This window comes from Actinacidiphila sp. bgisy145, from assembly GCF_057708125.1.
Map to the genome: position 1 here is coordinate 74,123 of NZ_JBYIRL010000009.1, position 25,970 is coordinate 100,092.

Consider the following 25,970-nt stretch of genomic DNA (forward strand, 5'->3'; position numbering starts at 1 on the left):
TTGTTGCACACCGGTGTGCAACGGCGTAGATTGCACAGTGGTGTGCAACGAAGAGTTGCGCCGTACTGCGGGCCCGACCTGCGGGTTCGACCTGCGAGCCCGTACCACAAGCCCGTACCGCAAGCCCGTCCTGCGAAGCCCAGGAGATGAAGGCAATGACCGTACCCACGCCGCCGACCTCGGCCCCCGTCCGCCCGTTCACCGTCTCGATCCCGGACGCGGAGATCGACGACCTGAAGAAGCGGCTGGCCCGGACGCGGTGGCCCGACCCGGAAACGGTGGACGACTGGTCGCAGGGGGTCCGCGTGGAGCACGCCAGGTCCCTGGTCGCGTACTGGGAGCGCGGCTACGACTGGCGGCGCTTCGAGGCCGACCTCAACCGCTACCCCCAGTTCCTCACCGAGATCGACGGCCTGGACATCCACTTCCTCCACGTGCGGTCCGAGAACCCCGGCGCGATGCCGCTGATCCTCACCCACGGATGGCCCGGCTCGAACATCGACTTCCTGAAGCTGATCGGCCCGCTGACCGATCCGGTGGCGTTCGGCGGGGACGCCGCCGACTCCTTCGACGTCGTGGTCCCCTCGCTGCCCGGGTTCGGCTTCTCGCAGAAGCCCGAGGGCACCGGCTGGAACGCCGCGCGCATCGCCGGCGCGTGGGCGGAGCTGATGAAGCGGCTCGGCTACACCCGGTGGGCCGCCCAGGGCGGCGACTGGGGCGCCGTCGTCACGACCGCGCTGGGAGCCACGCAGCCGGAGGGGCTGCTCGGCATCCACCTGACCACCCCGTTCGCCTTCCCCGCGGACATCCCCGACACCCTGTCGCCGGAAGAGCGCTACGCCGTGGACTCCCTCGCCCTCTACACCGGCGACCTCGGCGGGTCGAACCACCTCCAGGGCACGAAGCCGCAGACCGTCGGATTCGCCCTGGCGGACTCGCCCGCGGGCCAGGCGGCCTGGATCTACGAGAAGTTCCAGTCCAAGACCGACAACCGCGGGCTCGCCGAGGACGCCCTGAGCAGGGACGACATGCTCGACGCGGTGTCGCTGTACTGGCTCACCAACAGCGCGGCGTCGTCCGGACGTATCTACTGGGAGAACAGGTCGGGCAGTTTCGCGGGCCCGAAGCTGACGCTCCCGGTCGCGGTGACCGTCTTCCCGAAGGACATCCCGCTCCTGCCGCGCACCTGGATCGAGGCCACCTACAGCGACCTGATCCACTACGGCGAGGCCGAGCGGGGCGGGCACTTCGCGGCCCTGGAGCAGCCCGGCATCCTGGTCGACGAGATCCGCGCCGGGCTGCGCGGCCTTCGGTCCTGACGGCGCCGGGGCCTGCGGGCGGGGTCGGCGGGCGGCGCCGTTGCCGTAGCGCCGTTGCCGTAGCGCTGGGGCCGTACCGCGAACCGTCGGACCGGCCCTACACGGCGACCGGCTTCTCCTCGTCCGCTCGGCGCCGTACCGCCGCGGGCGACCGCAGCAGGGCCGCGGCGAGGAGGAGCGCTCCTACGACGAGGGCGGCGGCGACTCGGAAGGCGAGCCGGTAGCCGGCCGTGAGCGCCGAGGCGGTGCCCGCTCCGCCGCCCAGCAGGGCGTCCGTGTGCGAGGCGGCGAGCGTGCTGAGGACCGCGAGGCCGAAGGCGCCGCCGACCTGCTGCATGGTGTTGAACAGGCCCGAGGCGATCCCCGAGTCCCGAGGTGTGGACGCCGACATCGCGAGCGTGGCGAGCGAGGGCATCGCCAGGCCGAAGCCGAGGCCGATCGGCAGCAGCGCGGGCAGCACGTCCACCGCGTAGTTCCCGCCCGCCGGTACTCGGCCGAGCGCGGCGAGCCCTGCCGCGATGAGCGCGAGTCCCGGCAGGAGCACGGCGCGGGGCCCGAAGCGGCCGATCAGCTTGGGCGAGGCGCCGAGGGACAGTGCGCCGATCGCGACCGGGACCGGGAAGATGGCGAGGCCGGTGCGTATCTCGTCCAGGCGCAGCACCTTCTGGAGGTAGAGCACGCACAGGAACTGGAAGCTGAACATCCCCGCCACCAGGAGGGCTTGGATGCCCATCGCCGCGGAGACGTCGCGGGCGCGGAGCACGCGCAGCGGCAGCAGCGGGTGGGCGGCGCGTGCCTGGCGGGCGACGAAGCCGAGGAGCAGGGCGAGGGCGGTGGCGCCGCAGCCGAGGGTCGGTAGGGAGTTCCAGCCGTGGTCGGCGGTCCCGACGATCGTGTAGACGCCGAGCATCAGTCCGGCGGTGACCAGGAGGGCGCCCGCGACGTCGGTGCCCTGGTCCAGGCCGTTGCCCGGCTCGGCGGTGAGCACGCGTGCGGCTGCCAGCGCGGCGGCGATGCCGATCGGGACGTTGACCAGGAAGATCCAGTGCCAGCCGACGGCCTGGGTCAGGGCGCCGCCCGCGAGCAGCCCGAGCGAGCCGCCCGCGGACTGGACGAAGCTGTAGACGCCGATGGCCTTCGCCCGCTCCCCCGGCCGCGGGAAGAGGGTGACGACCATGCCGAGCGTGACCGCGGAGGTCACCGCGCCGCCGATGCCCTGGACGAAGCGTGCGGCCAGCAGCGTCGCCGGGTCCTGGGACGCGCCGCACAGCAGCGAGGCGGCGGTGAAGAGGACCAGGCCCGCGGTGAAGACGCGTTTGCGGCCGACGAGGTCGCCGAGCCGCCCGGCGAGCAGCAGCAGGCCCCCGAAGGGGACCAGATAGGCGTTGACGACCCAGGCGAGGCCCGACGAGGAGAAGCCGAGGTCCTGCTGGATGGACGGCAGCGCCACGTTCACGACGGTGCCGTCGAGGATGACCATCAACTGCCCGGCACAGAGCACGGCCAGTGCCGTCCAGCGTGACGCCGTCGGTGCGTTTTCCCGCACGGGGACCCCTTCCTTGGAGTAACTTGCCTGCGCAACCTGCTTGGTGCACTGGTTGTTACAGCGGCCATCGTCTGTAACCATGGCGCGCGGCGGAAGGAGGCACTTTCATGTCACGCGGTCACACGGATGTGTCCGACCAGGTCAACAACGAGGCGTGCCCGCTCACCGAGGTCCTCGACCACGTCGCGGGCAAGTGGAGCATCGGCATCCTCGTCGCCGCAGCCCACGGCCCGGTCCGGTTCACGGAGTTGGAGCGGGCCATTCCGGGGATCAGCCGGCGCATGCTGACGCTGAACCTGCGCAAGCTGGAGCGGGACGGCCTGCTGGTGCGGACCGTCTACCCGACGGTGCCGCCGAAGGTGGAGTACCGGCTCACGCCCATGGCCCGCGAACTGCATGCGAGCCTGACGGGGCTGGTCGGCTGGGCGGAGCGGCACCGGGCGGACATCACGGCCGCCCGCGCCACCTACGACGAGGCGGCGGCGTCGGGTTCCTGACGGGCTTACGGGAGCCGGGGGCCGGCTGCGGTAATTGCGTCGACAACTCCCCCGCCCGGCGGCAGAGTGGCCGCCCATGACGAGCAGCGAGCTGTGGACGCGTGCGATGGCCGAGCGGTACGACACCGACGAAGCGGACAGCTCCACACCCGAGGCCCTCGAACCGCTCCTCGCCCTCCTCACCGAACTGGCGGGCGACGGACCGGCGTTGGAGTTCGCGATCGGCACCGGCCGGATCGGCGTGCCGCTCCGGGAGCGCGGCGTGCCCGTCACCGGCATCGAACTGTCCGCGCACATGGCGGCCGTCCTGCGGCGCAAGGTCGACGCGGACACGCTGCCCGTCGTCCTCGGGGACATGGCCACCACCCGCGTCCCCGGCGAGTTCTCCCTCGTCTACCTCGTCTACAACACTATCTCCAACCTGCTCACCCAGGAGGAGCAGGTCGAGTGCTTCCGCAACGCCGCCCGCCATCTGCGGCCCGGCGGCCGCTTCCTCGTCGAGCTGCTCGTACCCCCGCTCCAGCTCCTGCCGCCCGGGCAGGTCGCGGTGCCCTTCGACGTCTCCGACCACCACCTCGGCTTCGACACCTTCGACCTGGCCGAGCAGATGCTCACCTCGCACCACTTCACCCGCGACACCGACGACGGCCGCTACCGCCGCGTCAACACCCGCCACCGCTACGCCTGGCCGGCCGAACTCGACCTGATGGCCCGCCTCGCCGGCCTCCACCTCGACCGCCGCACCGCCGACTGGACCGGCACCCCCTTCACCGCGACCTCCCCCAAACACATCTCCATCTACCGCAACCCCACCACCTGATCCCGGCCCAGGCGGCGGCAAGGTCGGCGGCTGACCGCGATATCACCGCGTCGGGCGACGAATTACGGGGGAACCGGGACAGCGGGAGACCGCGTCTGGCACAGTGCAGCGACAGCCGGCGCGGCGGTGCAGCGCGGCGCCGGCCAGGCGGCCGATCCAGATGGGGGATCATGCGAAGCGGTGATGTCGGGAGTGCGGACGCGTACTGGGACTCCGCCCACCCGGTCCTGGAGGTCTTACGGGCCCGCCGGGCCGAGGGCAGCCTCCCGGGGCAGCGGAGCGACGGCGCGAAAGTGGCGCTCGCCATCGAGGGCGGCGGCATGCGCGGCGTCATCTCGGCGGCGATGCTCACCCAACTCGAGGACTACGGCTTCAAGAACGCCTTCGACGCGGTCTACGGCTGCTCGTCCGGCGGCATCAACGCCGCCTACTTCCTGGCCGGCGAGACCTGGTATCCGCTGTCCATCTACTACGACGACCTGACGACCAAGCACTTCGTCGACTTCGCGCGGGCCCTGCGGCGGCTGCCGATCCTCGGCCTGGACTACGCCTTCGACCACGTGATGGAGCAGTTGAAGCCGCTGGACTACGAGGCGGTGCTCCGTTCGGACATCCCGCTGGTCGTCCCGGTTACGGACGTCGACGCGCTCGAGACGGTGCCGTTGCGGGACTTCTCCACCCGCGCGGAGCTCAAGGCGGCGCTCCGCGCCTCCGCGTGGCTGCCGATCGCCCTTCCGGGCACGGTCACCATGGCCGACGGGCGGCGCGCGCTGGACGGCGGGGTGCTCACCGCGCTGCCGTTCCGGCTGGCGGTCCAGGACGGCTGCACCCACGTGCTCTCCCTCAGCACGCGCCCGATGCGCCCGGCGAGCACCGGCTTCTCGCTCCTGCACCGCTACACGTACCTGTACCTCGAGCGCATCAAGAAGGGCCTGGGCCGCGGCTACCTGCTCGCGATCCGCGAGAAGCACCGGGACCAGGACTGGCTTCACCGTATGCGGACCGCTCCCGCCCAGGACGCACCCCAGGTGCTCGACCTCGCGCCGCTGCCGTGGATGACCGAACTCAAGCGCCACGAACTGGACAAGCACCTCCTGCTGGAGAACGCCCGGACCGCCTACGAGGTGGCGTTCTGCGCGACGGAGGGGCGACCGGTCGAACTCATCCGCCAGGGAAGTGTCCGGGCCATGCCCAGATTGACGATAGTGGACTCCACCGATGACCACTCAGCACGTGACGCTGGATCAACTGATCCCAGCGCTAAGGGACTTGACGGAATATAGCGACGCGCAGACCGCGAACCCGGTCGCTCTGCTGGGCCTGGCCGACACCGGTCGGCCGGAGACGTCCCGGGACCGGACCCGGCGGCTTCGCTCCTGGCGGCGCCTGCTCCAGGAGATCCCGCTGGACGAGCGCTCGTTCGACGACCGTTTCGGGCTCGACGGCAGGGCGGCCCTCATCGCCGCCCTGTCGGCCTGGTGCCGCGGCTACCGTGCCGAGAGCGACGAGCGCCGGACGCGGTTGGCCGGCCTTTTCGGCTTCACCGGCCTGCTGCTGGTCACCCTGCTCAGCCTCGCCGAGTCCGAGGCGCAGCGCTCCGCTGCGCACGCCCCCGCCGCGCCCGCTCGGCAGGGCCGGGCCCTGACCCACGACTGCGCGGACACCTGCGGGGCCCTGGTCACCGAGCCCGCCGTGGCGAGGGCCATCGCGGAGGTCTACCGGCCGGACCCGCCGGCCGGAGGGCGCCGCTCCGCCACGGCGGGCGGGCCGGCGGAGCAGGAGTGGGCCGCCGTGGAGCAGGAACCGCTGAGCTTCCACCGCCACGGCAGCACCTCGCTGATCCTGCGCGGCGTGACCTCCCGGGCCGTCCACGGCAACCGCCTGCCGTTCGCGCTGAAGCTGATCATCTACCCGTTCACCAAGTTCCCGATCATCGCGCACGCCACCCGGGAGTACGCGCAGCGCTACGGCAACCCGGCCACCGGCGCCCGGCACCTCGTGCACGTGTGGGCCAGCTTCGACAGCTGGATACTGATGGACTTCGTGGCGGGAAAGACCCTCGCGGAGACCGTCAACGAGGAGCGCGCGCGGGAGGCGGCGGGCGGCGAGGAGTCGCGGTCGCTGCGGCTGGACCGGCTCGGGGACAGAGGCCGCCGCCTGTTCGAGGCGCTGGAGGAGCTCCAGACCGTCGCCCGGGCCGGCCCCTCGCCCGGCCCCTCGCCCGACCGTTTCCCCGGCGTGCACGCGGACCTGTCACCGTCCAACATCATCGTGTCCGACGTCGACGGCTCCTTCCAGCTCATCGACCTGGGGCGCAACTACCTCTACACCCACACCGTCACCGGGACGACGGGCACGGACGCCGCGTACATCGCGCCGGAGGTCAGGGCGGGCGACAGCGAGATCGGGCGGGCCGACCTGTACTCGGTCGGCCAACTGCTCGTACTGATCGGCTGCGGCCGGACGAGCACCGACGGCGTCGTGCCGGACATCTTCTACATGCGGGCGATGCTGCTGGCGCGCTTCGTCGAGGACCTGGTCGACGCCGACCCCGGGCGCCGATTACTCATCTTCCCCGCGGGGGCGGGGCCGGACTTCTCGTTCACCGAGCTGAAGAACAGCTTCCTGGCTGAACTGGAGATGACGCAGGCCGCCGAGCGGGGGGCGGACGTCCTGCGGGTGGAGACGGGGCTGCGGGCCTCCCGCGAGTTGCTCCGGCCGCTGGCCGGCGACCCGGGCCGGGAGTGGCGGCTGTGGCGGATGCGCAGGCAGCAGAGCCTCCGGCCCGCCGCCAACCGGGGACTGCTCGCCAACTGGCTGCTCGCCTGGTCGTTCGTGGCCGCGGCTGTCTGGGCGGTCACCAACACGGTCGTCATCACCTGGCTGCTGCGCGACCTGAACCTGGGCTGGGGGAACCGCACGGTCGAGTTGGTCCAGCACCTCACCCACGACCCCACGGGGCTGCCCGTCATCGACGCGTGGCGGCGCGGGGACTACCACGTGCCCGACTGGCAGGCGAACCTTCCGGCGCGGATCGTCGGCTTCTCCTACGCGCTGGCCGCGCCGAAGTACTACGAGATCATCTCCTCCGGCCTGACGCCCCTGGTCGTCGGCCGCCGCGTCGGCGCCATGAGCTGGCTGGCGCTGGCGACCGAGGCGGTGATGCGCATGATGGCCCTGCTGCCGTGCGCACTCGTGCTGGCGGTCACGCTGGTGGAACCGCGGTGGTGGCCGGTCAACTCGGCGATCGGCCAGGTGTCCCTGTGCCTGACGAACTACATGACGCTCTTCTTCGCGCGTACGGCGATCGCCCGCTCCCGGCGCCTCGGGCTCAGTACCGTCCCCGCCGACGACAGCAAGATCACCGGGCTGTCCTCCTTCGCCCAGTGGGCGCCCACCTCGCTCTTCTACGCCGCGGCGGTGCTCACCATCGGGGTCCTGCTCTACACGCACGTCCTGGAGGACACCTACGTCTACGCGCTCGGCGCCGCGGCGACCAACATCTTCGTCTTCTACGTGATCAAGACCGGCATCGGCGGCCCGATGATCCGCGTGGTGATCGTCCGCTCCCACCTGGCCGCCGAACGCGTGGCCCGGGCCAGCGCCCTGCCGCCCCCACCGCCCCGCCCCTGAGCCCTCCCCAACCCCGGCCCCCCGACCGCAGTTGCCCGCCCCCGACCGCCGCCCCGCGCCCGAAAGGGCCGCCCTCCCGGGCACCCCTTGAAGAATGCCCACTGGGCGCAAACGGCAGCGAGCCAACGCCCTACGCTGTCCCTCATGTCTACGGCCCCCACCTCCGGTGCGCCCTCGCCGGCGAGCCGTCTCATCCTCTGGGACATCGACCACACACTGGTCCGGATAGGCGGGGGCGTCAGCCGCAGCATGTACGAACGGGCCTTCCAGCAGGTGACCGGCAGGCCGCTTGGCGAGCTTGCGGACATGTCCGGCCGTACTGATCAGGCGATCACGACGGAGACGCTGCGCCTGAACGGCGTCGATGAGCCGGAAGCGCTGCTCGCCGACTTCTACGCGGCCTTGGCAGCAGCCGCCGAACAGTTCACCGACCGCATGCGCGAGGTGGGCACCGTTCTTCCTGGGGCGCGGGAAGCCATCGCCTCCTGCACCACCCGTGGCGCTGTCCAGACAGCCGTCACCGGCAACATACGTCGCATTGCCGAGGCCAAGCTCGCTGCGCTCGGCTTGGGTGACGGCCTCGACCTCTCGGTCGGCGGCTACGGCGACGACGGCAGTGATCGGGCCGACCTCGTCCGGCAGGCGAGGAAGCGGGCGTCGCAGAAGTACGGTCACGACTTCGCCGGCGCCCACGCCGTGGTCATCGGTGATACACCCCACGATGTTCGCGGCGCACTCGACGCCGATGCCTTGGCCGTAGGCGTCGCCAGTGGCAAGAACACTTCCGACGAGTTGCGCGAGGCCGGAGCGCACATCGTGCTGGCAAGCCTCACCGAATTCGCCGACCGCTGTGGCGAAGCACTCGCCTGGTAGCTTCTACGCGACGTCCGCCGTCACCAGCCGGAACAGCTCCTTGAACTCCTGGACGTAGGAGAGCTGTCCGTACGGTGCCAGGGCCATGTCCAGCTCCAACCCGAAGTCACCATGCGGCGGGGCCGCTTGGCCTACCTCAACGAGCGACCGTGGGACCGCGACAGCAACGGCATCCTCTGGCGGCGCATGCCGAGCCGGCCGGGCAAGGGCAAGCCCCAGTACGGCAAAGTGCACTTCCTCCGCCAGCGGCAGGCCATGGACGCGCTGCTCTGCCAGGTGTGCGGGCGGCCCGCCGGGAAAGACGCCACCGCCGACGGCCTGCTGTGGCTGCTGGGGGAAAATCCCGACGACCTCACCAACTGGCCGGCCGAGATGGTGACCGGACACCCGCCGGTCTGCCTGTCCTGCGCCTGGCTGTCAGTGGGTGCCTGCCCGCATCTGCGGAAGCAGTACGCCGCGGTGCGAGTGCGCCGCTTCTCTCTGATCGGCGTCCACGGCGTGCTCTACCGCCCCGGTCACCCCAAGCCGGTGCCGGACGACTAGCGCCGCCGCACGGCAAAAGGGGCCGCCTTGGTGGGCGGCCCCTTTTGGGTGGGGTGGGCGATACTGGGATCGAACCAGTGACCCCTTCGGTGTGAACGAAGTGCTCTCCCGCTGAGCTAATCGCCCCGACGACGTGAACAATACAGGGCGGGCCGGGGGTGGTTCAAACGCGATGGGGCGTGGCGGCGAGGTGGGCGCGCAGGCCGCGGCGGCAAGAGCGCATCATGGCGGCGTGGTTGGCGCGGAAGAGGGGGCGGCAGGGCAGGGCGAGCCGTCGCATGAGGGGCTTGCGGACGGTGACGTCCTGCTCGAAGAGGAGGTGGGTGGCGCCACCGGGGGCGGGGTGGAGGGTCCAGCGGACCCAGCCGTCGAGGTCTCCGGACAGGGCGGCTTCGAGGACGCGGGCGCGGGGGTCCTGGCGAGTGGCGCGGGCGGTGACGGTGAGGTCGTAGGGCAGGGCGGAGCGGAAGCGGAGGAGGCCGGTGGTCTCGGACGTACGGTGGACCGCGCGGACCTGGGGCCACCAGTCGGGGTAGGCGTCGGGGCGTTCGAGGACGCGGTAGACGGCGTCGGGGCCGGCGTCCAGGCGCCAGGAGCTGCGGAATCGGTAGTGGCTCCAGTCCATGGGCCCAGTGTGCGCCGGGAGTTGGGCGGCGGAGCACATACAAGCGGAGCACATACAAAAGGTCCCGGGCCGTCGGATGGACGGCCCGGGACCTTTTCCGGGTGGGCGATACTGGGATCGAACCAGTGACCCCTTCGGTGTGAACGAAGTGCTCTCCCGCTGAGCTAATCGCCCCGGTGCGTGCCCAACATTACCGCACCCGGCGGACCGCTTCGGACCACCCGCGCCACCGCGGATGATCTTCCCGGAGAACGGCGCCCCGGCAGGGCGGTTCCGAGTCCGCACACACGAGCGGACCGCGCCCCGAAAACGTCACTCCATGTAGCGATTGCGCGACTCCCCCGGACTGGCCAAACCGTCCTGAAACGGCTCCGTACGGGTCGTACCGCTGCGCCGGACGAGGTACCGCAAGCCCCACAAACACCTCAGAGGGGTTTACAACGTCGCCGCAGGTGGCATGTCGATTTCGCCGACGTGCGAATCCCCGAGCGCACACTGAGCGAAAGGCCCTGGCGCTTATGAACACCACGGTCAGCTGCGAGCTGCACCTGCGCCTCGTTGTGTCGAGCGAATCCTCACTGCCCGTGCCCGCGGGCTTGCGGTACGACACGGCCGATCCGTATGCCGTGCACGCCACCTTCCACACCGGAGCCGAAGAGACGGTCGAATGGGTGTTCGCCCGCGACCTGCTCGCCGAGGGGCTGCACCGCCCCACCGGCACCGGCGACGTCAGAGTCTGGCCGTCCCGCAGCCACGGTCAGGGCGTCGTGTGCATCGCCCTCAGCTCCCCGGAGGGCGAAGCCCTGCTCGAAGCCCCGGCGCGGGCCCTGGAGTCCTTCCTGAAGCGGACGGACGCCGCGGTCCCGCCGGGCACCGAGCACCGCCATTTCGATCTGGACACGGAGCTCTCGCACATCCTCGCGGAGAGCTGAGCCCCGTATCCCATACCGTCCGCGGCCGTCCTACTCGGGGGGACGCCCGGACACCACCCGCGCCGGACCACCACCAGCGGACCGGCGCCGCAGGCAACGGAGCCGCCGTCCGTGGGAAGCAGACCCCCACGGCGGCGGCTCCCGCGCTAGAGTCCTGGGATTCAGCCGCCGGCCAGCGGGCAGGAGCGATCCCGTGCTCATCAACCACGACACCAGGTGCGCGCTCGACTGCGTGGTGGACCTGGTCAACTCCACACCGCGGACCGAGGGCCGCGAGGGCCTGGCGGACGTCGCCGACCTGCGGGCCTTCGTCGAGCGCAACAAGGTCAGCGACGTGGCCGTCCTCGACGTCGAGGACATCGCCGCCGTGCACGCCGTCCGCGACCGGTTCGCGCAGGTGTTCGCCGCGCCCGACGACGCCAGTGCCGTGGCCCTGCTCAACGCGATGATCGCCGAGGCTGGCACCACCCCCCGGCTCACCGACCACGACGGGTACGACTGGCACGTGCACTACTTCTCGCCCGGCGCCTCCCTGGCCACGCACGTCGCCGCGGACTGCGGGATGGCGATCGCGTTCCTGGTGCTCGCCGGGGAGCGCGAGCGGCTGCGGCGCTGCGAGGCCCCCTCCTGCGGCCGCGCCTTCGTGGACCTGTCCCGCAACCGCTCCCGCCGCTACTGCGACAGCCGCACCTGCGGGAACCGGCTGCACGTCGCCGCGTACCGGGCCCGCCGGCGGGAGGCGGAGGACGCCGGCCCGGTGCAGGCCTGAGGCCCGGCCGGGCGGGGTCGGCCACGTAAACGCGTACGGGCGCCGTACGAGAGCTGCTACAGGGTCAGCAGGTCCCACCCGGCTCCGGCGCCGATGAGCCCGCCCACCACGCACAGGAAGAGCATCAGAGGCGGCTGGGAGAGGGCGTACAGGCACCCCTGGGGCTCCACGAACTCCCCGCGCCGCCGGGCCGCACGCCGCGCGGCGCGCCAGGACTGCGGCTTCTGCGCAGGGGCCGCGGGGGCCGGCACGGCCGCGGGTACGGCCTCAGGCGCGGGTACGGCCGCGGGCACGGGCCCGGGTACGCCCGCGGGCACGGCAGGCGCCACGGGGACGGCTGGTACGACGGACGGTACGACCGTACGGCCCGGTGCTTCCGACACGCCCGGGATGCCCGGCCGCACCGGAAATCCGGGCCGGACCGGGAAACCCGGGTGGACAGAACGGCCGGGTGCAACCGTACGAACCGGTTTCCGGCCACTCACCGCCGGCTCGGCCGGCACTGCGAGCGCGGCCCGCCGCGGCGCCGGCGGCAGCGCCGCCCGTACCGGCGCGGCGGGCAGCACCGGCACCGGCCGGACGACGAGGAGCGGGCGCGCCGGCTCGGCGGCGGCGAGGGTGACGAGGGCAGTGAGGGCGGCGAGGGCGGAAACGGGCGGTTCAGCACGGTCCGGCCGCGGAGGGGCGATGACGTCCCCGTGGGTGGGCAGCACACCGCGATGATCGCGCAGCGCCGCACGCCGCGCGGCCCAACACGCGGACTTTACAAGGGCGTTTACCAGCGTCTCGGATGCCGGGACCGACTTGCGCGCAGGGCCGGAAAACCCCTCAGATCCCGCGCCGCTTCAAGATCTCCTCGATGTCCGCGAACTCCGACAGGCCGCTGTCTCCGGCACCGCCCGAGCGCCGCCGGCCCCCGCTCAGCGCGGGCGCGCCAGCGCCCGGCACGGCGGCGGGCGACGACGCGCCGGCCGAGGAGGCGGCACCCGCGGCGCCCGCGGCACCGGCCCCGCCGCGCCGCCCGCGCCGGCCGGACACCAGCCGCGTGATCCCGAACAGCACCGCGGAACAGGCGATGACGCCGAAGCCGAGCCACACCGACGGCTTGAAGACGAGGTCCACCGCCCAGTCGCCGGTGGCGGTGCCGACCTTGCGGCCCAGGGTCACCAGCCCGGCCAGCGCGAGACCGACCGGCAGCAGGGAGATCGCGGCGATCCGCGTCGCCGCCAGGAACCGGCGGCGGTAGGCGGTCACGATCGCGATGGCCAGGCCGCCCGCGGACAGGGCGGCGCACAGCGTGTCGGTCAGCATCCGGCGGCTCCTGCGGCTGCGGTTCGGCCCGGGGGCCGGCCGGGGCCCCGCGAGCGTGGTCCCTCCCATCCTGCCTCGCCCGAGCCCCCCGGGGCCATGACGGGGCGCCCCCCGCCCCGGAATATGGGGGGCATCTCCGGGTTCGGCTGTCGGGCGCCTCCTCCGCAGGTGGGAGACTTGTCGTATGACCGACACCCCCTCCCCCGCCGTGCTCGACGTCTGGTGCGAGTTGCAGTGCCCGGACTGCCACAGCGCCCTGGCCGACCTGCGGGCGCTGCGCGAGCGGTACGGCGCCGCGCTCGACATCCGCTTCCGGCACTTCCCGCTGGCCAAGCACCAGCACGCGCAGGCGGCCGCGCAGGCGTACGAGGAGGCGTTCGCGCAGGGCAGCGGCTGGCTGTACGCGGAGGCGGTGCTCGGGCGGGTGGCGGAGCTGGCCGACCGCGGTGAGCCGGTGCTCGTGGAGGCGGCCGGCGAACTCGGCCTGGACGCCGAGGAGGTGGAGACCGCGCTGATCGACGGCCGGCACCTGCTGGTGGTGGACGCCGACGTGGCAGAGGGCAAGGCGATCGGCGTCACCGGTACCCCGACGTACGAGATCGGCGGCGAACTCCTGGACGGCTCCAGGTCGCAGGAGGGGCTGCGCGAGCGGATCGAGCAGATCGCGGACCGCCTGCTCGGCTGAACCGCGACGGCCGCAGCCGCGGCGGGAGGAGTTGCCGCGGAAGCGCCCGGCTACAGCAGCGGTTTGCTGAAGTGGTGGTTGGTGGTGCGGTAGCCGAGCGACTCGTAGAGCCGGCGCGCGGGGGTGTTCGCGGTGAAGACGTTGAGCCCGAGGGTGGTGGCGCCGCCCTCTCGGGTCAGGCCCTCCGCCACGCGCATCAGGGCACGGCCCAAGCCGCGTCCGCGGTGCTCAGGGGCGACCTCCACGGAGCTGACCCAGGACGGGTCGGCGAGGCGTATCCAGGCCAGGTGGCCGGCGGGCGCGCCGTCCCGTTCGAGGACCAGCACCAGGGCGCCGGGCGAGTCCAGTCCCTCGGGGAAGGCGCTGTCGAAGCCGGCCGCCTCCTCCCGCTCGGCCTGGTCGTGCGGCACCCCGGTGCCGGTGAGGACGGCGATGTAGCCGTCGCGTTCGCGGGCGCGCCAGGCGGCGTACTCGTCTTCGCGCATCAGGCGCAGCGAGGTGTCCGGCGGCAGCACCGGGCTGTCCTGGGCGGGCGGTTGGGGCAGCGTGAGCAGCATGGTGCGGTTGCGCTCGGTGTAGCCGAGGGACGCGGCCATCCGCAGGGCGTACGCCATGTCCGCGCCGACCGTGGTCTCCACGCGGGTGCAGCCCCACTGCCGCAGCACCTCCTCGGCGGCGAGCGCGGCCACGGTGCCGCGCCCGCGGTGGCGGTCCGGCTCGTCGATCCGCAGCGCGTCGATCCGGCCGACCGTCGGGCCGTAGCGCCGGTCGGTGCCGACCAGGACGGCGCCGACCGGGCGGCTGTTGACGCAGACGGTGTAGGTGGCGGAGCGCGAGCCGTCGGCCCCGGTGCGGACCGGGTCCGCCGGGCGCAGGGTGGTGGTCACCGCGGTGCTCCTGAGGATCAAGGATTGGGGTGGGCGGCGGCGCGTTCGGCGAAGACGCGCATCGCCTTGGCGGTGACCGGCCCGGGGGCGCCGGGCAGTGTCCGGTCGTCGACGCGGTGCACGGCCTGGATGTCGCGCAGGCTGGAGGTCAGGAAGACCTCGTCGGCCTCCGCGAGGACGCTCAGCGGCAGTTCGGCCTCCTCGGCGCCGGCCCACTCCACCACGAGCGCGCGGGTGATGCCGGCCAGGCAGCCGGAGGCCAGCGGCGGGGTGAGCAGCCGCCCGCCGACCGCGACGAAGACGTTGGAGCCGGTGCCCTCGCACAACTGCCCCTGGGTGTTGGCGAAGAGCGCCTCGGAGGCCCCGGCGGCGTGCGCGCGGGCCAGCGCGACCACGTTCTCGCCGTAGGAGGTGGTCTTCAGGCCGGTCAGCGCGCCCTTCTCGTTGCGGGTCCAGGGCACGGTGACCACGGCGGTGGTGTCGGGGCGGGCGGTGGCCGGGCCGAGCGCGACCACGAGGGTGGGGCCGGCGTCGCCGCGGTCGGAGCCGAGCGGGGACAGGCCGCCGGTGTAGGTGATGCGCAGCCGGCCCATCGGCATCGGGTTGGCCTCCAGCACCGCCGCGCAGGCGCGGGCGACCTCGTCGAGGTCGGGCTCGGGCAGGCCGAGGCCGGCGGCGGACCGGGCCAGCCGGTGCAGGTGGCGGGTGGTCGCGAAGGCCCGGCCGTGCTCGGCCTTGAGCGTCTCGAAGACGCCGTCGCCGACCGTAAGTCCGTGGTCGAACACCGACACCGTGGCGTCGGCCGCGTCCCGCAGCCCGCCGTCCACCCAGATCCTCACCGCACTGTCCTTTCACCGCCGTGTGCCGCGCCCGGGCCGGGCGCCGCGTCCTCGAAGGCCGCTGAAGGGCCCGCCGTGCCCTTCATACCCCGCGGGTGCCGCTTGTCCCGTGTATGCCGCCGCTGGGCTGCGCCGGTGCCTCGCGCGCCGCGGGGTACACCTCCGACGCTACCGCCAGCAGCCGCTCGGCCTTCAATGCGGTCTCGGCCCACTCGCCGCCCGGGTCGGAGCCCCAGGTGATGCCCGCGCCCGCGCCGAACCGCAGCACGGGCCCGCCCGGCACGTCCCGGTCGATCCAGAACGTGCGGATGCCGACGGCGAGTTCGGCGGTGCGCCGGTCGGCGTCCACCCAGCCGATCCCGCCGCAGTACGGGCCGCGCGGGGCGGTCTCCAGCTCGGCGATGATCCGCAGCGCGCTCGACTTGGGCGCGCCGCTGACCGAGCCGGGCGGGAAGGCGGCGCCGAAGAGCTCCGGCCAGCCCGCGCCGGGCCGCAGCCGGCCGCGGACGGTGGAGACCAGGTGCACCAGGCCGGGGTGCGGCTCGACCGCGCACAGGGCGGGCACGGTGACGGTGCCGGGGGCGCAGATCCGGCCGAGGTCGTTGCGCACCAGGTCCACGATCATCACGTTCTCCGCGTGGTCCTTGGCGAGGAAGTCCGCGGCGGTGCGGGCGGTGCCCTTGATCGGGCCGGACTCCACCGTGTCGCCCCGGCGGCGCAGGAAGAGCTCGGGGGACGCGGTGGCGATCTCCACGCCGTGGGCGGGCAGCCGGATGACGCCCGCGTACGGTGCCGGGTTGCCGTGGGCGAGGACCGCGCCGAGCGCGTCGATGTCGCCGTACGGCGCGGGGAGCGGCGCGGTCAGCACGCGGCAGAGGTTGACCTGGTAGACCTCGCCGGTGGCGATCCTGGCCCGGATCTCGCGGACGCCCTGTTCGTATCCGGCCCGGTCCATGGAGGAGGTCCAGCTCCGCGGGTCGGGGCCGCGCCAGCCGGTGCGCGCGGCGACGTCGGCGGGGGTGGCGGCGGGCGGCGGCGCGGGCCGGGGGGCGTGCCGGACGTCGCCGAAGCGGGCGCAGACCGTACGGCCGTCGAAGTCCGCGGCGACGGCCCAGAAGCCGGACGAGTCCAGCGCGGCCACGTCGTCGGTGACATCGCGCAGGTCGGTGGCCAGCAGCGGGCCGAAGCGGGCGATGGGGGGCGGTTCGCAGGAGGCGTGCACGGGATTCCCGGGGGTCGGGCGGAGTGCCGGGGACGGGCCGGACCGCGCAGGTGAGCGGCCTGCGGGGCGCTCCGCGGAGGCGGCCGCGGGGCTCCCGCGACCGGCCGCTTCGCCGTCGACAGCTTGTCATTGCCCCGGCACGCTGCGGAAACCGGTTTTTGAGCTGGACCGGGAATCCGCTAGAGTTCAACTCGTCGCCGAGCAGTCCACGGTGGCGGCACCTGCGGACGTGGCTCAGTTGGTAGAGCATCACCTTGCCAAGGTGAGGGTCGCGAGTTCGAATCTCGTCGTCCGCTCGATGTGGGGGATCATCCCGAACCCCCGCTGTGGTGGAGTGGCCGAGAGGCGAGGCAACGGCCTGCAAAGCCGTCTACACGGGTTCAAATCCCGTCTCCACCTCCAAGGACGATTAGCTCAGCGGGAGAGCGCTTCCCTGACACGGAAGAGGTCACTGGTTCAATCCCAGTATCGTCCACTGGCCCCCGACCGGGGCCGCTGCTCCACCGTTCCACCCCCCGCGCGATTAGCTCAGCGGGAGAGCGCTTCCCTGACACGGAAGAGGTCACTGGTTCAATCCCAGTATCGCGCACGCACCGCCGGCACCATCCCGGACGATTAGCTCAGCGGGAGAGCGCTTCCCTGACACGGAAGAGGTCACTGGTTCAATCCCAGTATCGTCCACCCTATTACCGCGTGGCCGCGGCTGCGGTCACCTTTACTGGCCCACGGCCGAGATGACGGCAACAGGCGCGCGGAAACCGCCGTCGGGGCGCCGCCCCGCTCCCCCGGTCCTGAACGAGCCGATGTGACAGCCGGGTTGGCGTGCACTCCTCGAATAAGGTGCCGAAAATCTCGTCATCACGACATGAGGGCCGGTGTTCCCACAGGGTTACCGGCCCTCACGTTTGCTGCCGAGCCGAGTACCGGTCGGGGCGGGTTCGTCGGAAGGCGCGGAAGCGCCGAACCCGCCCCGCATGGCCCGGCCGCGTGGGCGTCCGTACGCGGAAACAGCGCTGTGCCCGGGTATCGGCTGATACCCGGGCAACCGCTGCCGTCCGTCCTACCCCCGTCCCCACGGGGTTGACCGGTGAGTCCCGACCCGGACCGCTCTTCCGGGCCTGAAGCGTGGTGTGACGCCCCAACAGGCCGATCACGGACGACGTCTGTGCGATCCCGCCGCGGGTGCGGCGGTGACCGAAATCCGTGTGCACTTCGTGGAGCGGCGGGCGCTTGACCTCGGGGGACGAGTACCCGCCCGCCGCTCGACTCCTAATCTACGGTCCGGGCCGGGCCGGGTCGTCATGCCTCCGGACAGCTTTCCGGCCTCCCGCAGGATGACGTCCCGACGGCTGCCTACTCCCCTGGGTGGACACCGTCTCCGCGGCTCTCAGGGGTGTCCCGGAGGCCGTCCGGGCGCGGTCGGGCCCGCGGGCCGCGGACAGCCGGGCCCACGGGACGGGCTCACGGGGCCGGGGCGGGTGCCGGGGCCGGGTCCTCCCTGGGGACGGGGTGCTCGACGAGCGCGAGCACCCGGGTGGCCATGAAACGGGCGGTCCGCACCGGCGTACCGCTGCGGGTGACCTCGCTCACCTCGACCACACCGCGCCGCACCGCCGTCTCGACCCGGCGGCCGGCGCGGGTCGCGCTCACCTCATACGTGCGGGTGCTGTCTCCCGCGTCGACGACTATCTCCACACGATCACCCTTCACGGCGTCACTCCCCCTTGGTGGACTGCCCGTTGGCGACTGCACGGGAAGGGGCGCAAGGCGGTGCCCGAGGCCGCCGCTCCCGGCCCCGGCCTGCCGCTTCCGTCATCTCCCGCATCTTCAGAATGCCACCGGGCACTGACAATTCACGGCCCGTCGCCTGCGAGGCATCACCGCACACGGGGACTTGAGTACGTAAGCTGTGGACGGCCGACCGGCCAGCGAAGCGGAGCGGGGGCCTGGCCACCACCGCCGGAGGTAGGGGACACACACATGGCGATGATGCGGCTACGGCGCGAGGACCCGCGGGTCGTCGGCTCGTTCCGGCTGCATCGGCGGCTCGGCGCGGGCGGCATGGGCGTGGTGTACCTGGGCGCGGACAAGCGCGGGCAGCGGGTGGCACTCAAGGTGATCCGGCCCGAGCTGGCGGAGGACCAGGAGTTCCGGTCCCGGTTCGCCCGCGAGGTGTCGGCAGCCCGGCGGATCAGGGGCGGGTGCACCGCGCGGCTGGTCGCCGCGGACCTGGAGGCCGAGCGGCCCTGGTTCGCGACGCAGTACGTGCCCGGGCCGTCGCTGCACGACAAGGTCGCCGAGGCGGGCATCCTGCCGGCCGCCGAGGTCGCCTCGATCGGGGCGGCGCTGGCGGAGGGGCTGGTGGCCGTGCACGAGGCCGGGGTGGTGCACCGCGACCTCAAGCCGTCGAACATCCTGCTGTCGCCCAAGGGGCCGCGCATCATCGACTTCGGGATCGCGTGGGCGACCGGGGCGAGCACGCTGACCCACGTGGGGACGGCGGTCGGCTCGCCCGGGTTCCTCGCGCCCGAGCAGGTGCGCGGTGCGGCGGTCACCCCGGCCACGGACGTGTTCGCCTTCGGGGCGACGCTGGCGTACGCGGCGACCGCGGACTCGCCGTTCGGGCAGGGCAGTTCCGAGGTGATGCTCTACCGGGTGGTGCACGAGGAGCCCGACCTCGTCGGGGTGCCCGACGCGCTGGCGCCGCTGGTCCACGCGTGCCTGGCGAAGGACCCCGAGGAGCGGCCGAGCACCGTGCAGTTGTCGGAGCGGCTGGCGGAGATCGCGACGCGCGAGGCGCGGGGGCTGTCCGCGGTGCGGCCGCCCCGGCCGGAGCGGCCCACCGGGCGGCGGGCCGAGGAGTACGCGCAGCAGCGGACCGAGCGCGGTGCCGCGGTGGCGCCCGCGGGCCGCCCCTCCGGGGCGCGGACTCCCGCGGCGCGGCCGTCCGGCGGCTTCCCGGCCCCCGGTACTCCCGCGGCCCGGCCCGCGCCGCGCACTCCCGCGGGCCGCACGCCCGCCGGGCGGACCCCCGCGGGCCGCACCCCCACCGGCCGTACTCCGGCGAACCGCACGCCCGCGCCGCGCCGTCCCGGCGCGCCCGACTCCCGTCGGCGGCTGCTGCGCCAGCGGGTGTTCGTCTTCGTCATCGTCACCCTCATCGCCGCGGCCTGCATCGCGGTCCTCCAGGCGGTGTAGCTCCCCCGACCCCGCGGGTCTCCCTGGTCCCGGGGCTCCTTCGCGGTCCCCGGGTTCCCCCGGTCCTTGGGTCCCCCGCTTCCCCGGCTCCCCCGGCTTCCCCAGCCTCCCCCGCTTCCCCGGCGCAACGGCATCCGGGCCCCTGTGCTGGTGGGCGCCCTGCCGCGCCGCGCGGTGCCCGCGCGGGCCCGGGCGATGCGCCGGGGCGGGGCTCCGGCCGGCCGCGGCCCTTCGCCGTATGCGCTCACCGCTACCCATGGGGGTAGGCAGCGGCGCCCGGGTCGGGTAGCTTTCCAAGCGCTTGCTTAGAGTGGTGGTGACGGAAGGGCGGCTGCGCGATGGGTCAGGGCAAGGAGGCAGGGGACGGCACCGTGGACGCCGCGGCGCTGCGCGCCAAGGTGGCGGCGCTGCTGGCCGCGCACCCGCCGGAGGCCGTACCGCCCGGGGAGTTCCTGCGGGCGCGGTTCGACGCGGGGCTGGCGTGGGTGCACTTCCCGCCGGGCCTGGGCGGGCTGGGCGCCCCGCGGTCGCTGCAAGCCGTGGTCGACGCCGAACTCGCGGCCGCCGGGGCGCCCTCCAACGACCCGCGCCGCATAGGCATCGGCCTGGGCATGGCCGCGCCGACCATCCTCCGCTACGGCACCGAGGAGCAGAAACAGCGCTTCCTGCGGCCGCTGTGGACCGGCGAGGAGGTGTGGTGCCAGCTGTTCTCGGAGCCCGGCGCCGGTTCGGACCTCGCGGGGCTCGGCACCCGGGCGGTCCGGGAACCGGACGGCGGCGACTGGATCGTGGACGGCCAGAAGGTGTGGACCTCCAGCGCCCACAACGCGCGCTGGGCGATCCTCATCGCCCGTACCGACCCCGAAGCGCCCAAGCACCAGGGCATCACGTACTTCCTGTGCGACATGACCGACCCCGGTGTCGAGGTCAGGCCGCTGCGCCAGATCACCGGCGAGGCCGAGTTCAACGAAGTCTTCCTGACCGGGGTGCGCATACCCGACGCCCACCGGCTCGGCGAGGTCGGCGACGGCTGGCGGGTCGCGCAGGCCACGCTGGCGAACGAGCGGGTGGCCATCGGCGGCACGGTGCTGCCCCGCGAGGCGGGCATGATCGCCGGGCCCGCGGCGGCGTGGCGGGAGCGGCCGGAGCTGCGTACGTCCGAGCTGCACGACCGGCTGCTGTCCGCGTGGGTGGACGCGGAGGTGGCGCGGCTGTCCGCGGAGCGCGTCCGGCAGCAGCTCGCGGCGGGCTCCCCCGGGCCGGAGGGCGCGGGCCTGAAGCTGGCCTTCGCGCGGCTGAACCAGCAGATCAGCGGGCTGGAGGTGGAGCTGCTGGGCGAGGACGGGCTGCGCTACTCGGACTGGACGATGGTCCGCCCGAAGAGCGTCGACTTCTACGGCCGCGACGCCGGCTACCGCTATCTGCGGGCGAAGGGCAACTCGATCGAGGGCGGCACCTCGGAGATCCTGCGCAACATCATCGCCGAACGGGTGCTGCGGCTGCCCTCGGAACCGCGGACCGACAAGGACGTCGCATGGAAGGACCTGCCCCGATGACCGCCGCCCCCGCCCGCCCCGCGCCCGCCGGCTCGCCCGACCTGCTCTACTCCGACATCGAGGACGACCTGCGCGGCACCGTCCGCGCGCTGCTCGCCGACCGCTGCCCGCCCGAGGCGGTGCTCGCCCGGGTGGAGAGTCCGCAGCCGTACGACCCCGAGCTGTGGCGGCTGCTCGCGGCCGAACTGGGGCTCGCCGGGCTGCTGGTGCCCGAGGCTCTGGGCGGGCAGGGGGCGGGTGCGCGTGAAGTGGCCGTCGTCCTGGAGGAGTTGGGCGCGGCGGTGGCGCCGGTGCCGTTCCTGGGCAGTGCGGTGCTGGCCACCTCGGCGCTGCTGGCGTGCGACGAGGCGGCCGGCGGTGCGGCGGGCGTGGCCGGCGGTGCGGCGGGCGTGGCCGGCGGTGCGGCGGGCGTGGCCGGCGGTGCGGCGGGCGGTACGGTCGCGGCGCTGCTGCGGCGGCTCGCCGCGGGCGAGGTGCGCGCCACCCTGGCCGTGCCGCTGGCCGCGGCGCCCGGCGGCGGCTTCCCCGCCACCGTACGGGCCGACGCCGAGGGGCGCCTGACCGGGCGGGTGACCAGCGTCGCGGACACCCCCGGCGCGGACGTCCTGGTGGTCCCCGCGGTGGGCCCGGACGGCCCCGGGCTGTACGAGGTGGCCGCCGCGGACGCCTCGGTCGCGCCCTTCACCTCGCTCGACCTGACCCGGCCGCTGGCCGACGTCTCCTTCGACGGTGCCGCGGCCCGCCCGCTGCCCGCCGCCGATCCTGCCGCCGCGCTGGAGGCGGCGCTGCTGGCCGGCGCGGGCCTGCTCGCCTCCGAGCAACTGGGCCTGGCGCAGTGGTGCCTTGACGAAACGGTTCACCACCTCGGGCAGCGGCACCAGTTCGGCCGGGTGGTCGGTTCCTTCCAGTCCCTCAAGCACCGGCTGGCCGACCTGTGGCTGGAGGTCGTCTCCGTACGGGCCGCCGCCCGCGCGGCCGCCGACGCCCTCGCGACCGGCTCGCCCGACGCCCCCGTGGCCGTCGCGGTCGCCCAGTCCTACGCGGCCCGTGTCGCCGTCCACGCCGCCGAGGAAGCGGTCCAGCTCCACGGCGGCATCGGGATGACCTGGGAGCATCCCCTCCACCTCCGCCTCAAGCGCGCCAAGGCCGACGAGATCGCTCTGGGCACTCCAGGCCGCCACCGCGCCGCCCTGGCGCCCCTCCTCCACCTGCCCCCGCCGCCTCCGCAGTGAGCCTTTGCCGACCTGCGGAATGACGGTCGCGGCCGGGTGGCGTCCCGGACCGCGGTCAGGGGTTCAGCAGTTGGTGCAGCTGCTCGTCGAACTCCCTCGGGTCGCGGCTCAATGACGCCTTGACCAATTCGGTGAACTCGTCGACCACCACCTCGACGGCGCCGGCCTCGACGCCGTCGAGGGTGATGCGGGCGACATCGGCCGGGTCCATCTTGGGCACGTCGTAGCCCTTCATCATGTCGGTGTCGGCCGCCCCGAGATGTACCGAGGTGACGAGCGTGCCCTGACCGGCCAACTCCTGGCGCAGCGCCCGGGTCATGCTCCAGACCGCTGCCTTCGAGACCGCGTAGGCGCTGCTGCCGGGGAAGACGAACCATGACGCCGAGGAAGCCATGTTCACCATCGCGCCCCCGCCGTTCGCCGCGAGGACCGGTGCGAAGGCGCGGGCCATCGACAGCGTGCCCCAGAAGTTGACGTCCAGGGCGGCACGGACCGCCTCCAGGTCGCCGAGCAGGGCGCCGCCTCCGGTGCCGGCGTTGTTGACGAGCAGGTTCACGTCGCCCGCCGCTCGGGCTGCGGCGGTGACGGCGTCCGGGTCGGAGATGTCCAGGGCGAGGACCTCGACGCCGTCGAGGTCGACGGACTCGGGACGACGGGCGGTCGCGTAGACTTTCGCGCCTCGCTCGAGGAGTTGGGCGGCGAGGTGGCGGCCGATGCCGCGGTTGGCTCCGGTGACGAGCGCGGTGGCTCCGTTGATGTTCATACGGCGTACGCTAGAACCTCACGTCAACGTGAGGATCAAGTCCGGAGCGACGGAGGTGCCATGCGGATCGGAAAGGTGGCCGAACGCGCGGGAGTCAGCGTCCGCGCGCTGAGGTACTACGAAGAGCAGGGGCTGGTCGTCGCCGACCGCAGCCCCAGCGGCCACCGGCAGTACCCCGAGTCCGCCGTCGCGCGGGTGAAGTTCATCCAGCTCCTCTACGCCGCCGGCCTGGCCAGCAAGGCGATCCGGCAGATCCTTCCGTTCCTGGACACGCTCGTCGCGACCCCGCAGATGACGCGCCGGCTCATGGACGAGCGCGCCCGCATCAGGTCCCAGATCGACGCCCTGACCAGGTCCCACGATCAACTCGACGAGCTGATCCGCCTCTCCGCCGCCTACGAGGACACCCCGGCCACCTGCTCAGCGGCCTAGCCCCGCCGGCCGGCTGCGCTGAGCGGGGGGTGAGGGGGTCAGGGGCGGGTGGCGTAGAAGGCGACGGCTGAGGCGGCGGCGACGTTGAGGGAGTCGACGCCCGCGGCCATGGGGATGGTGACGCGGGTGTCGGCGGCCCGCAGAGCCGCGGGGGTGAGCCCGTCCCCTTCGGTGCCGAGCAGGAGGGCGAGCCGGGCGGGGCGGCGGGCGGCGAGGTCGTCGAGCGGGACGGCGTCGTCGGCCAGGCAGAGCGCGGCGAGCGTGAAGCCGTGCGCGCGCAGGAGTTCGAGGTCGTACGGCCAGTTGTCCAGCCGGGTCCACGGCACGGAGAAGACGGCGCCCATGGAGACCTTGACCGCCCGCCGGTAGAACGGGTCGGCGCAGCGCGGGCTGAGCAGGACCGCGTCCACCCCGAGCGCGGCGGCGGAGCGGAAGGCGGCCCCGAGGTTGGCGTGGTCGACGGTGTCCTCGAATACGGCGACACGGCGCGGCCCCGGCCCGAGCCCGGCCAGCAGCTCGTCCACGGTCCGCAGCGGGGTGCGGGCCATCGAGGCGAGCGCACCGCGGTGCACGTGGTAACCGGTGACCTGCTCGGCGAGCTGCGGCGTGACCTCGTACACCGGCGCGGTGGCCGCGGCGATCACGTCGCGCATCGGACCGAGCCACTTCGCCGACAGCAGCATCGAGCGCATCGGGTAACCGGCGGCCAGGGCGCGCCGGATCACCTTCTCGCCCTCGGCGATGAACAGGCCCTCGGCCGGTTCGCGGCGGCGCCGCAGCTCGACGTCGGTGAGGGAGGTGTAGTCGGTCAGCCGCGGGTCGGCCGGGTCCGCGACGGGGACCGGTTCAGCCACGCGCCCCGCCGCCCGTATCGGAACCGGAGGAACCCGACGCGCTGGGCGCGGGGGACCCCTCGCCCCCGGGCCCGTACGTACCCGCCGCCCGCGCCGCGTCCGCGACCGCCCCGCCCACGGCCACCACCTCGCCGATCACGATCACCGCCGGCGGCCGCACCCCGGCCGCCACGACCCGCTGCCCGACGTCCCCGAGCGTCGCGTCCACCCGGCGCTGCGCCGCGGTCGTACCCTCCTGGATCACGGCGACCGGGGTGTCCGCGGGCCGTCCCTCGGCGACCAGCGCCGCCGCGATGGACGCGATCCGCTCCACCGCCATCAGCAGCACCAGCGTGCCGCGCAGCTTGGCCAGCGCCGCCCAGTCCACCAGCGACCGCGGGTCCTCCGGCGCGACATGCCCGCTGACCACGGTGAACTCGTGCGCGACCCCCCGGTGCGTGACCGGGACCCCCGCGGCGGCGGGCACGCTGATCGCGCTGGAGATGCCGGGCACCACCGTCACCGGGATGCCCTCCCGGGCCAGCGCCTCGGCCTCCTCCATGCCGCGCCCGAAGACGTACGGGTCGCCGCCCTTGAGCCGCACCACGGCCTTGCCCGCCTTCGCGTGCTCGACCAGCGCCGCGTTGATCGCCTCCTGCGCCATCGCCCGGCCGTACGGGATCTTCGCCGCGTCGATCACCTCGACGTGCGGCCCGAGTTCGTCGAGCAGGTCGCGCGGGCCGAGCCGGTCGGCGACCACCACGTCCGCCTCGGCCAGCAGCCGCCGTCCGCGGACCGTGATCAGGTCCGGGTCGCCCGGGCCGCCGCCGACCAGCGCGACCCCGCCGGTGCGGGCGCGGTGGTGCGGCGCCCCCAGCGTGCCGTCGCGCAGCCCGGCGACGACCGCGTCCCGCACCGCCGCCGAGCGACGCGGGTCGTGCCCGGTCAGCACCGCGACGGTGACGCCCGAACTGCGGCCGGTCGCCGGGGTCCACGCGGTCGCCGCGTCCGCGTCGTCGCTGCGTACGCACCACACGCGGCGCTCCTCCGCCTCGGCGCTCGCCGCGGCGTTTGCGGCCGGGTCGGTGCTCGCCACCAGGACGTACCAGGCGTCCGCGAGGTCGCCCGCACGGTAGGTGCGGCGCTCCCAGCGCAGTTCGCCGGCCGTCGCCATCGCCTCGACCGAGGGGGTCGCCGACGGCGAGACCAGCAGGATGTCGGCGCCCGCCGAGACCAGGGCGGGCAGCCGCCGCTGGGCCACCTGGCCGCCCCCGATCACCACGACCCGCCTCCCGGCGAGCCGCAACCCTACGGGGTACGCGGGGGCGTCGTCGTGCGGCATGAGGGCTCCTTGATCGTGCAGGGGTTCATAACTCTACGGCGCGGCGCCGCGGCGGTCGTACGGCACAGCGCCGCCCGGTGGCGCGGGCGGCCGCGCCCCGGTACGGCAGAGCG

25 protein-coding genes and 7 tRNA genes are annotated in these 25,970 nt (G+C 73.5%); 19 read left to right on the forward strand and 13 right to left on the reverse strand.

What is annotated here, in order from left to right; translation table 11 throughout:
• The first annotated feature begins 155 nt into the window (after positions 1-155).
• The gene (locus tag AC3ERT_RS10385) at positions 156-1,319 is read left to right on the forward strand and encodes an epoxide hydrolase family protein (protein ID WP_435173725.1); all 1,164 of its coding nucleotides are present in this window, start codon (positions 156-158) and stop codon (positions 1,317-1,319) included.
• A gap of 97 nt (positions 1,320-1,416) precedes the next feature.
• Here the strand turns inward: AC3ERT_RS10385 and AC3ERT_RS10390 are convergent, their stop codons facing one another.
• On the reverse strand, positions 1,417-2,946 hold the full coding sequence (locus AC3ERT_RS10390) for an MFS transporter (protein WP_435128204.1): 1,530 nt from the start codon (positions 2,944-2,946) through the stop codon (positions 1,417-1,419).
• Between the two features lie 26 nt (positions 2,947-2,972).
• On the opposite strand from AC3ERT_RS10390, the gene AC3ERT_RS10395 reads away from it, so the two are divergent.
• The 6 genes from AC3ERT_RS10395 (at position 2,973) to AC3ERT_RS10420 (ending at position 9,231) form a co-directional block, all read left to right on the forward strand.
• Positions 2,973-3,362 (forward strand): winged helix-turn-helix transcriptional regulator, encoded by a 390-nt coding sequence (locus AC3ERT_RS10395; RefSeq protein WP_335975672.1) that lies wholly within the window; start codon positions 2,973-2,975, stop codon positions 3,360-3,362.
• 76 nt (positions 3,363-3,438) lie between these two features.
• Positions 3,439-4,182, forward strand: a complete 744-nt coding sequence (locus AC3ERT_RS10400) for a class I SAM-dependent DNA methyltransferase (RefSeq protein WP_435128207.1) — start codon at positions 3,439-3,441, stop codon at positions 4,180-4,182.
• A gap of 170 nt (positions 4,183-4,352) precedes the next feature.
• Complete coding sequence (locus AC3ERT_RS10405) at positions 4,353-5,465, forward strand: patatin-like phospholipase family protein (protein WP_435128209.1); 1,113 nt, start codon at positions 4,353-4,355, stop codon at positions 5,463-5,465.
• On the forward strand, positions 5,452-7,815 hold the full coding sequence (locus AC3ERT_RS10410; RefSeq protein ID WP_435128211.1) for a protein kinase family protein: 2,364 nt from the start codon (positions 5,452-5,454) through the stop codon (positions 7,813-7,815). The genes AC3ERT_RS10405 and AC3ERT_RS10410 overlap by 14 nt, the downstream gene beginning before the upstream one ends.
• Before the next feature lie 144 nt (positions 7,816-7,959).
• Entirely contained in the window at positions 7,960-8,688 is a 729-nt protein-coding gene (locus AC3ERT_RS10415) for an HAD family hydrolase (protein ID WP_435173727.1), read from the forward strand.
• A gap of 126 nt (positions 8,689-8,814) precedes the next feature.
• Positions 8,815-9,231, forward strand: a complete 417-nt coding sequence (locus AC3ERT_RS10420) for a hypothetical protein (protein ID WP_435173728.1) — start codon at positions 8,815-8,817, stop codon at positions 9,229-9,231.
• Positions 9,232-9,285: 54 nt separating this feature from the next.
• Here the strand turns inward: AC3ERT_RS10420 and AC3ERT_RS10425 are convergent.
• The 3 genes from AC3ERT_RS10425 to AC3ERT_RS10435 form a co-directional block, all read right to left on the reverse strand.
• Positions 9,286-9,357: transfer RNA gene (locus tag AC3ERT_RS10425), tRNA-Val, on the reverse strand.
• Positions 9,358-9,394: 37 nt separating this feature from the next.
• A complete protein-coding gene (locus AC3ERT_RS10430) occupies positions 9,395-9,856 on the reverse strand; it encodes an SRPBCC family protein (RefSeq protein ID WP_435128213.1) in 462 nt (153 codons plus the stop codon).
• Between the two features lie 102 nt (positions 9,857-9,958).
• A tRNA-Val gene (locus AC3ERT_RS10435) sits at positions 9,959-10,030 on the reverse strand.
• 344 nt (positions 10,031-10,374) lie between these two features.
• Here AC3ERT_RS10435 and AC3ERT_RS10440 point away from each other — a divergent pair.
• A complete protein-coding gene (locus tag AC3ERT_RS10440; protein ID WP_003959770.1) occupies positions 10,375-10,788 on the forward strand; it encodes an SsgA family sporulation/cell division regulator in 414 nt (137 codons plus the stop codon).
• A gap of 193 nt (positions 10,789-10,981) precedes the next feature.
• Entirely contained in the window at positions 10,982-11,557 is a 576-nt protein-coding gene (locus tag AC3ERT_RS10445) for a CGNR zinc finger domain-containing protein (RefSeq protein WP_435128215.1), read from the forward strand.
• Positions 11,558-11,613: 56 nt separating this feature from the next.
• Here the strand turns inward: AC3ERT_RS10445 and AC3ERT_RS10450 are convergent, their stop codons facing one another.
• Together AC3ERT_RS10450 and AC3ERT_RS10455 are read right to left on the reverse strand one after the other, a co-directional pair.
• Positions 11,614-11,886 (reverse strand): hypothetical protein, encoded by a 273-nt coding sequence (locus tag AC3ERT_RS10450; RefSeq protein WP_435173729.1) that lies wholly within the window; start codon positions 11,884-11,886, stop codon positions 11,614-11,616.
• Between the two features lie 499 nt (positions 11,887-12,385).
• Complete coding sequence (locus AC3ERT_RS10455; RefSeq protein ID WP_335975646.1) at positions 12,386-12,868, reverse strand: hypothetical protein; 483 nt, start codon at positions 12,866-12,868, stop codon at positions 12,386-12,388.
• Positions 12,869-13,052: 184 nt separating this feature from the next.
• Between AC3ERT_RS10455 and AC3ERT_RS10460 the strand changes: the two genes are divergently transcribed.
• Entirely contained in the window at positions 13,053-13,553 is a 501-nt protein-coding gene (locus tag AC3ERT_RS10460) for a DsbA family protein (protein WP_435173730.1), read from the forward strand.
• A gap of 50 nt (positions 13,554-13,603) precedes the next feature.
• Here the strand turns inward: AC3ERT_RS10460 and AC3ERT_RS10465 are convergent, their stop codons facing one another.
• The 3 genes from AC3ERT_RS10465 to AC3ERT_RS10475 all read right to left on the reverse strand — a co-directional run bounded on the left by AC3ERT_RS10465 (position 13,604) and on the right by AC3ERT_RS10475 (position 16,501).
• Entirely contained in the window at positions 13,604-14,440 is an 837-nt protein-coding gene (locus AC3ERT_RS10465; protein ID WP_435173731.1) for a GNAT family N-acetyltransferase, read from the reverse strand.
• Positions 14,441-14,457: 17 nt separating this feature from the next.
• Positions 14,458-15,279: an aminotransferase class IV gene (locus AC3ERT_RS10470; protein WP_435128223.1), complete on the reverse strand. Its 822-nt coding sequence runs from the start codon at positions 15,277-15,279 to the stop codon at positions 14,458-14,460.
• 82 nt (positions 15,280-15,361) lie between these two features.
• Positions 15,362-16,501: a chorismate-binding protein gene (locus tag AC3ERT_RS10475; protein WP_435128225.1), complete on the reverse strand. Its 1,140-nt coding sequence runs from the start codon at positions 16,499-16,501 to the stop codon at positions 15,362-15,364.
• 223 nt (positions 16,502-16,724) lie between these two features.
• On the opposite strand from AC3ERT_RS10475, the gene AC3ERT_RS10480 reads away from it, so the two are divergent.
• The 5 genes from AC3ERT_RS10480 to AC3ERT_RS10500 all read left to right on the forward strand — a co-directional run bounded on the left by AC3ERT_RS10480 (position 16,725) and on the right by AC3ERT_RS10500 (position 17,182).
• Positions 16,725-16,797, forward strand: a tRNA-Gly gene (locus tag AC3ERT_RS10480).
• 32 nt (positions 16,798-16,829) lie between these two features.
• Positions 16,830-16,903, forward strand: a tRNA-Cys gene (locus AC3ERT_RS10485).
• Position 16,904: 1 nt separating this feature from the next.
• Positions 16,905-16,976, forward strand: a tRNA-Val gene (locus AC3ERT_RS10490).
• Positions 16,977-17,018: 42 nt separating this feature from the next.
• Positions 17,019-17,090, forward strand: a tRNA-Val gene (locus tag AC3ERT_RS10495).
• A 20-nt stretch (positions 17,091-17,110) separates the two neighbouring features.
• A tRNA-Val gene (locus tag AC3ERT_RS10500) sits at positions 17,111-17,182 on the forward strand.
• Between the two features lie 780 nt (positions 17,183-17,962).
• Here the strand turns inward: AC3ERT_RS10500 and AC3ERT_RS10505 are convergent.
• Complete coding sequence (locus AC3ERT_RS10505; RefSeq protein WP_335975628.1) at positions 17,963-18,211, reverse strand: hypothetical protein; 249 nt, start codon at positions 18,209-18,211, stop codon at positions 17,963-17,965.
• Positions 18,212-18,481: 270 nt separating this feature from the next.
• On the opposite strand from AC3ERT_RS10505, the gene AC3ERT_RS10510 reads away from it, so the two are divergent.
• The 3 genes from AC3ERT_RS10510 to AC3ERT_RS10520 all read left to right on the forward strand — a co-directional run bounded on the left by AC3ERT_RS10510 (position 18,482) and on the right by AC3ERT_RS10520 (position 22,487).
• Positions 18,482-19,699, forward strand: coding sequence for a serine/threonine-protein kinase (locus AC3ERT_RS10510; protein WP_435173732.1), 1,218 nt, complete (start codon positions 18,482-18,484; stop codon positions 19,697-19,699).
• Between the two features lie 338 nt (positions 19,700-20,037).
• Positions 20,038-21,255 carry an acyl-CoA dehydrogenase family protein gene (locus AC3ERT_RS10515; RefSeq protein WP_335975620.1) on the forward strand — a complete coding sequence of 406 codons (1,218 nt, stop codon included), beginning with the start codon at positions 20,038-20,040 and terminating at the stop codon, positions 21,253-21,255.
• Positions 21,234-22,487 (forward strand): acyl-CoA dehydrogenase family protein, encoded by a 1,254-nt coding sequence (locus AC3ERT_RS10520; protein WP_435173734.1) that lies wholly within the window; start codon positions 21,234-21,236, stop codon positions 22,485-22,487. Before AC3ERT_RS10515 ends, AC3ERT_RS10520 begins: the two co-directional genes overlap by 22 nt.
• Before the next feature lie 55 nt (positions 22,488-22,542).
• On the opposite strand, the gene AC3ERT_RS10525 is transcribed toward AC3ERT_RS10520, so the two are convergent.
• Positions 22,543-23,250, reverse strand: a complete 708-nt coding sequence (locus tag AC3ERT_RS10525) for an SDR family oxidoreductase (RefSeq protein ID WP_435128233.1) — start codon at positions 23,248-23,250, stop codon at positions 22,543-22,545.
• A 60-nt stretch (positions 23,251-23,310) separates the two neighbouring features.
• On the opposite strand from AC3ERT_RS10525, the gene AC3ERT_RS10530 reads away from it, so the two are divergent.
• A complete protein-coding gene (locus AC3ERT_RS10530; protein ID WP_435128235.1) occupies positions 23,311-23,682 on the forward strand; it encodes a MerR family transcriptional regulator in 372 nt (123 codons plus the stop codon).
• A 38-nt stretch (positions 23,683-23,720) separates the two neighbouring features.
• Here the strand turns inward: AC3ERT_RS10530 and AC3ERT_RS10535 are convergent, their stop codons facing one another.
• Together AC3ERT_RS10535 and cobA are read right to left on the reverse strand one after the other, a co-directional pair.
• A complete protein-coding gene (locus AC3ERT_RS10535; RefSeq protein ID WP_435173736.1) occupies positions 23,721-24,536 on the reverse strand; it encodes a TrmH family RNA methyltransferase in 816 nt (271 codons plus the stop codon).
• A complete protein-coding gene (gene cobA / locus AC3ERT_RS10540) occupies positions 24,529-25,857 on the reverse strand; it encodes a uroporphyrinogen-III C-methyltransferase (protein WP_435173738.1) in 1,329 nt (442 codons plus the stop codon). Before cobA ends, AC3ERT_RS10535 begins: the two co-directional genes overlap by 8 nt.
• Positions 25,858-25,970 lie beyond the last annotated feature (113 nt).

Excerpts from the sequence above, each read along its gene's own strand:
- AC3ERT_RS10510 (WP_435173732.1), top strand. The coding sequence starts at position 18,482 with ATGGCGATGATGCGGCTACGGCGCGAGGACCCGCGGGTCGTCGGCTCG.
- AC3ERT_RS10395 (WP_335975672.1), top strand. The coding sequence starts at position 2,973 with ATGTCACGCGGTCACACGGATGTGTCCGACCAGGTCAACAACGAGGCG.
- AC3ERT_RS10430 (WP_435128213.1), bottom strand. The coding sequence starts at position 9,856 with ATGGACTGGAGCCACTACCGATTCCGCAGCTCCTGGCGCCTGGACGCC.
- AC3ERT_RS10460 (WP_435173730.1), top strand. The coding sequence starts at position 13,053 with ATGACCGACACCCCCTCCCCCGCCGTGCTCGACGTCTGGTGCGAGTTG.
- AC3ERT_RS10385 (WP_435173725.1), top strand. The coding sequence starts at position 156 with ATGACCGTACCCACGCCGCCGACCTCGGCCCCCGTCCGCCCGTTCACC.
- AC3ERT_RS10405 (WP_435128209.1), top strand. The coding sequence starts at position 4,353 with ATGCGAAGCGGTGATGTCGGGAGTGCGGACGCGTACTGGGACTCCGCC.
- AC3ERT_RS10390 (WP_435128204.1), bottom strand. The coding sequence starts at position 2,946 with ATGGTTACAGACGATGGCCGCTGTAACAACCAGTGCACCAAGCAGGTT.
- AC3ERT_RS10455 (WP_335975646.1), bottom strand. The coding sequence starts at position 12,868 with ATGCTGACCGACACGCTGTGCGCCGCCCTGTCCGCGGGCGGCCTGGCC.
- AC3ERT_RS10400 (WP_435128207.1), top strand. The coding sequence starts at position 3,439 with ATGACGAGCAGCGAGCTGTGGACGCGTGCGATGGCCGAGCGGTACGAC.
- AC3ERT_RS10525 (WP_435128233.1), bottom strand. The coding sequence starts at position 23,250 with ATGAACATCAACGGAGCCACCGCGCTCGTCACCGGAGCCAACCGCGGC.
- AC3ERT_RS10520 (WP_435173734.1), top strand. The coding sequence starts at position 21,234 with ATGGAAGGACCTGCCCCGATGACCGCCGCCCCCGCCCGCCCCGCGCCC.
- AC3ERT_RS10530 (WP_435128235.1), top strand. The coding sequence starts at position 23,311 with ATGCGGATCGGAAAGGTGGCCGAACGCGCGGGAGTCAGCGTCCGCGCG.
- AC3ERT_RS10515 (WP_335975620.1), top strand. The coding sequence starts at position 20,038 with ATGGGTCAGGGCAAGGAGGCAGGGGACGGCACCGTGGACGCCGCGGCG.
- AC3ERT_RS10440 (WP_003959770.1), top strand. The coding sequence starts at position 10,375 with ATGAACACCACGGTCAGCTGCGAGCTGCACCTGCGCCTCGTTGTGTCG.
- AC3ERT_RS10415 (WP_435173727.1), top strand. The coding sequence starts at position 7,960 with ATGTCTACGGCCCCCACCTCCGGTGCGCCCTCGCCGGCGAGCCGTCTC.
- cobA (WP_435173738.1), bottom strand. The coding sequence starts at position 25,857 with ATGCCGCACGACGACGCCCCCGCGTACCCCGTAGGGTTGCGGCTCGCC.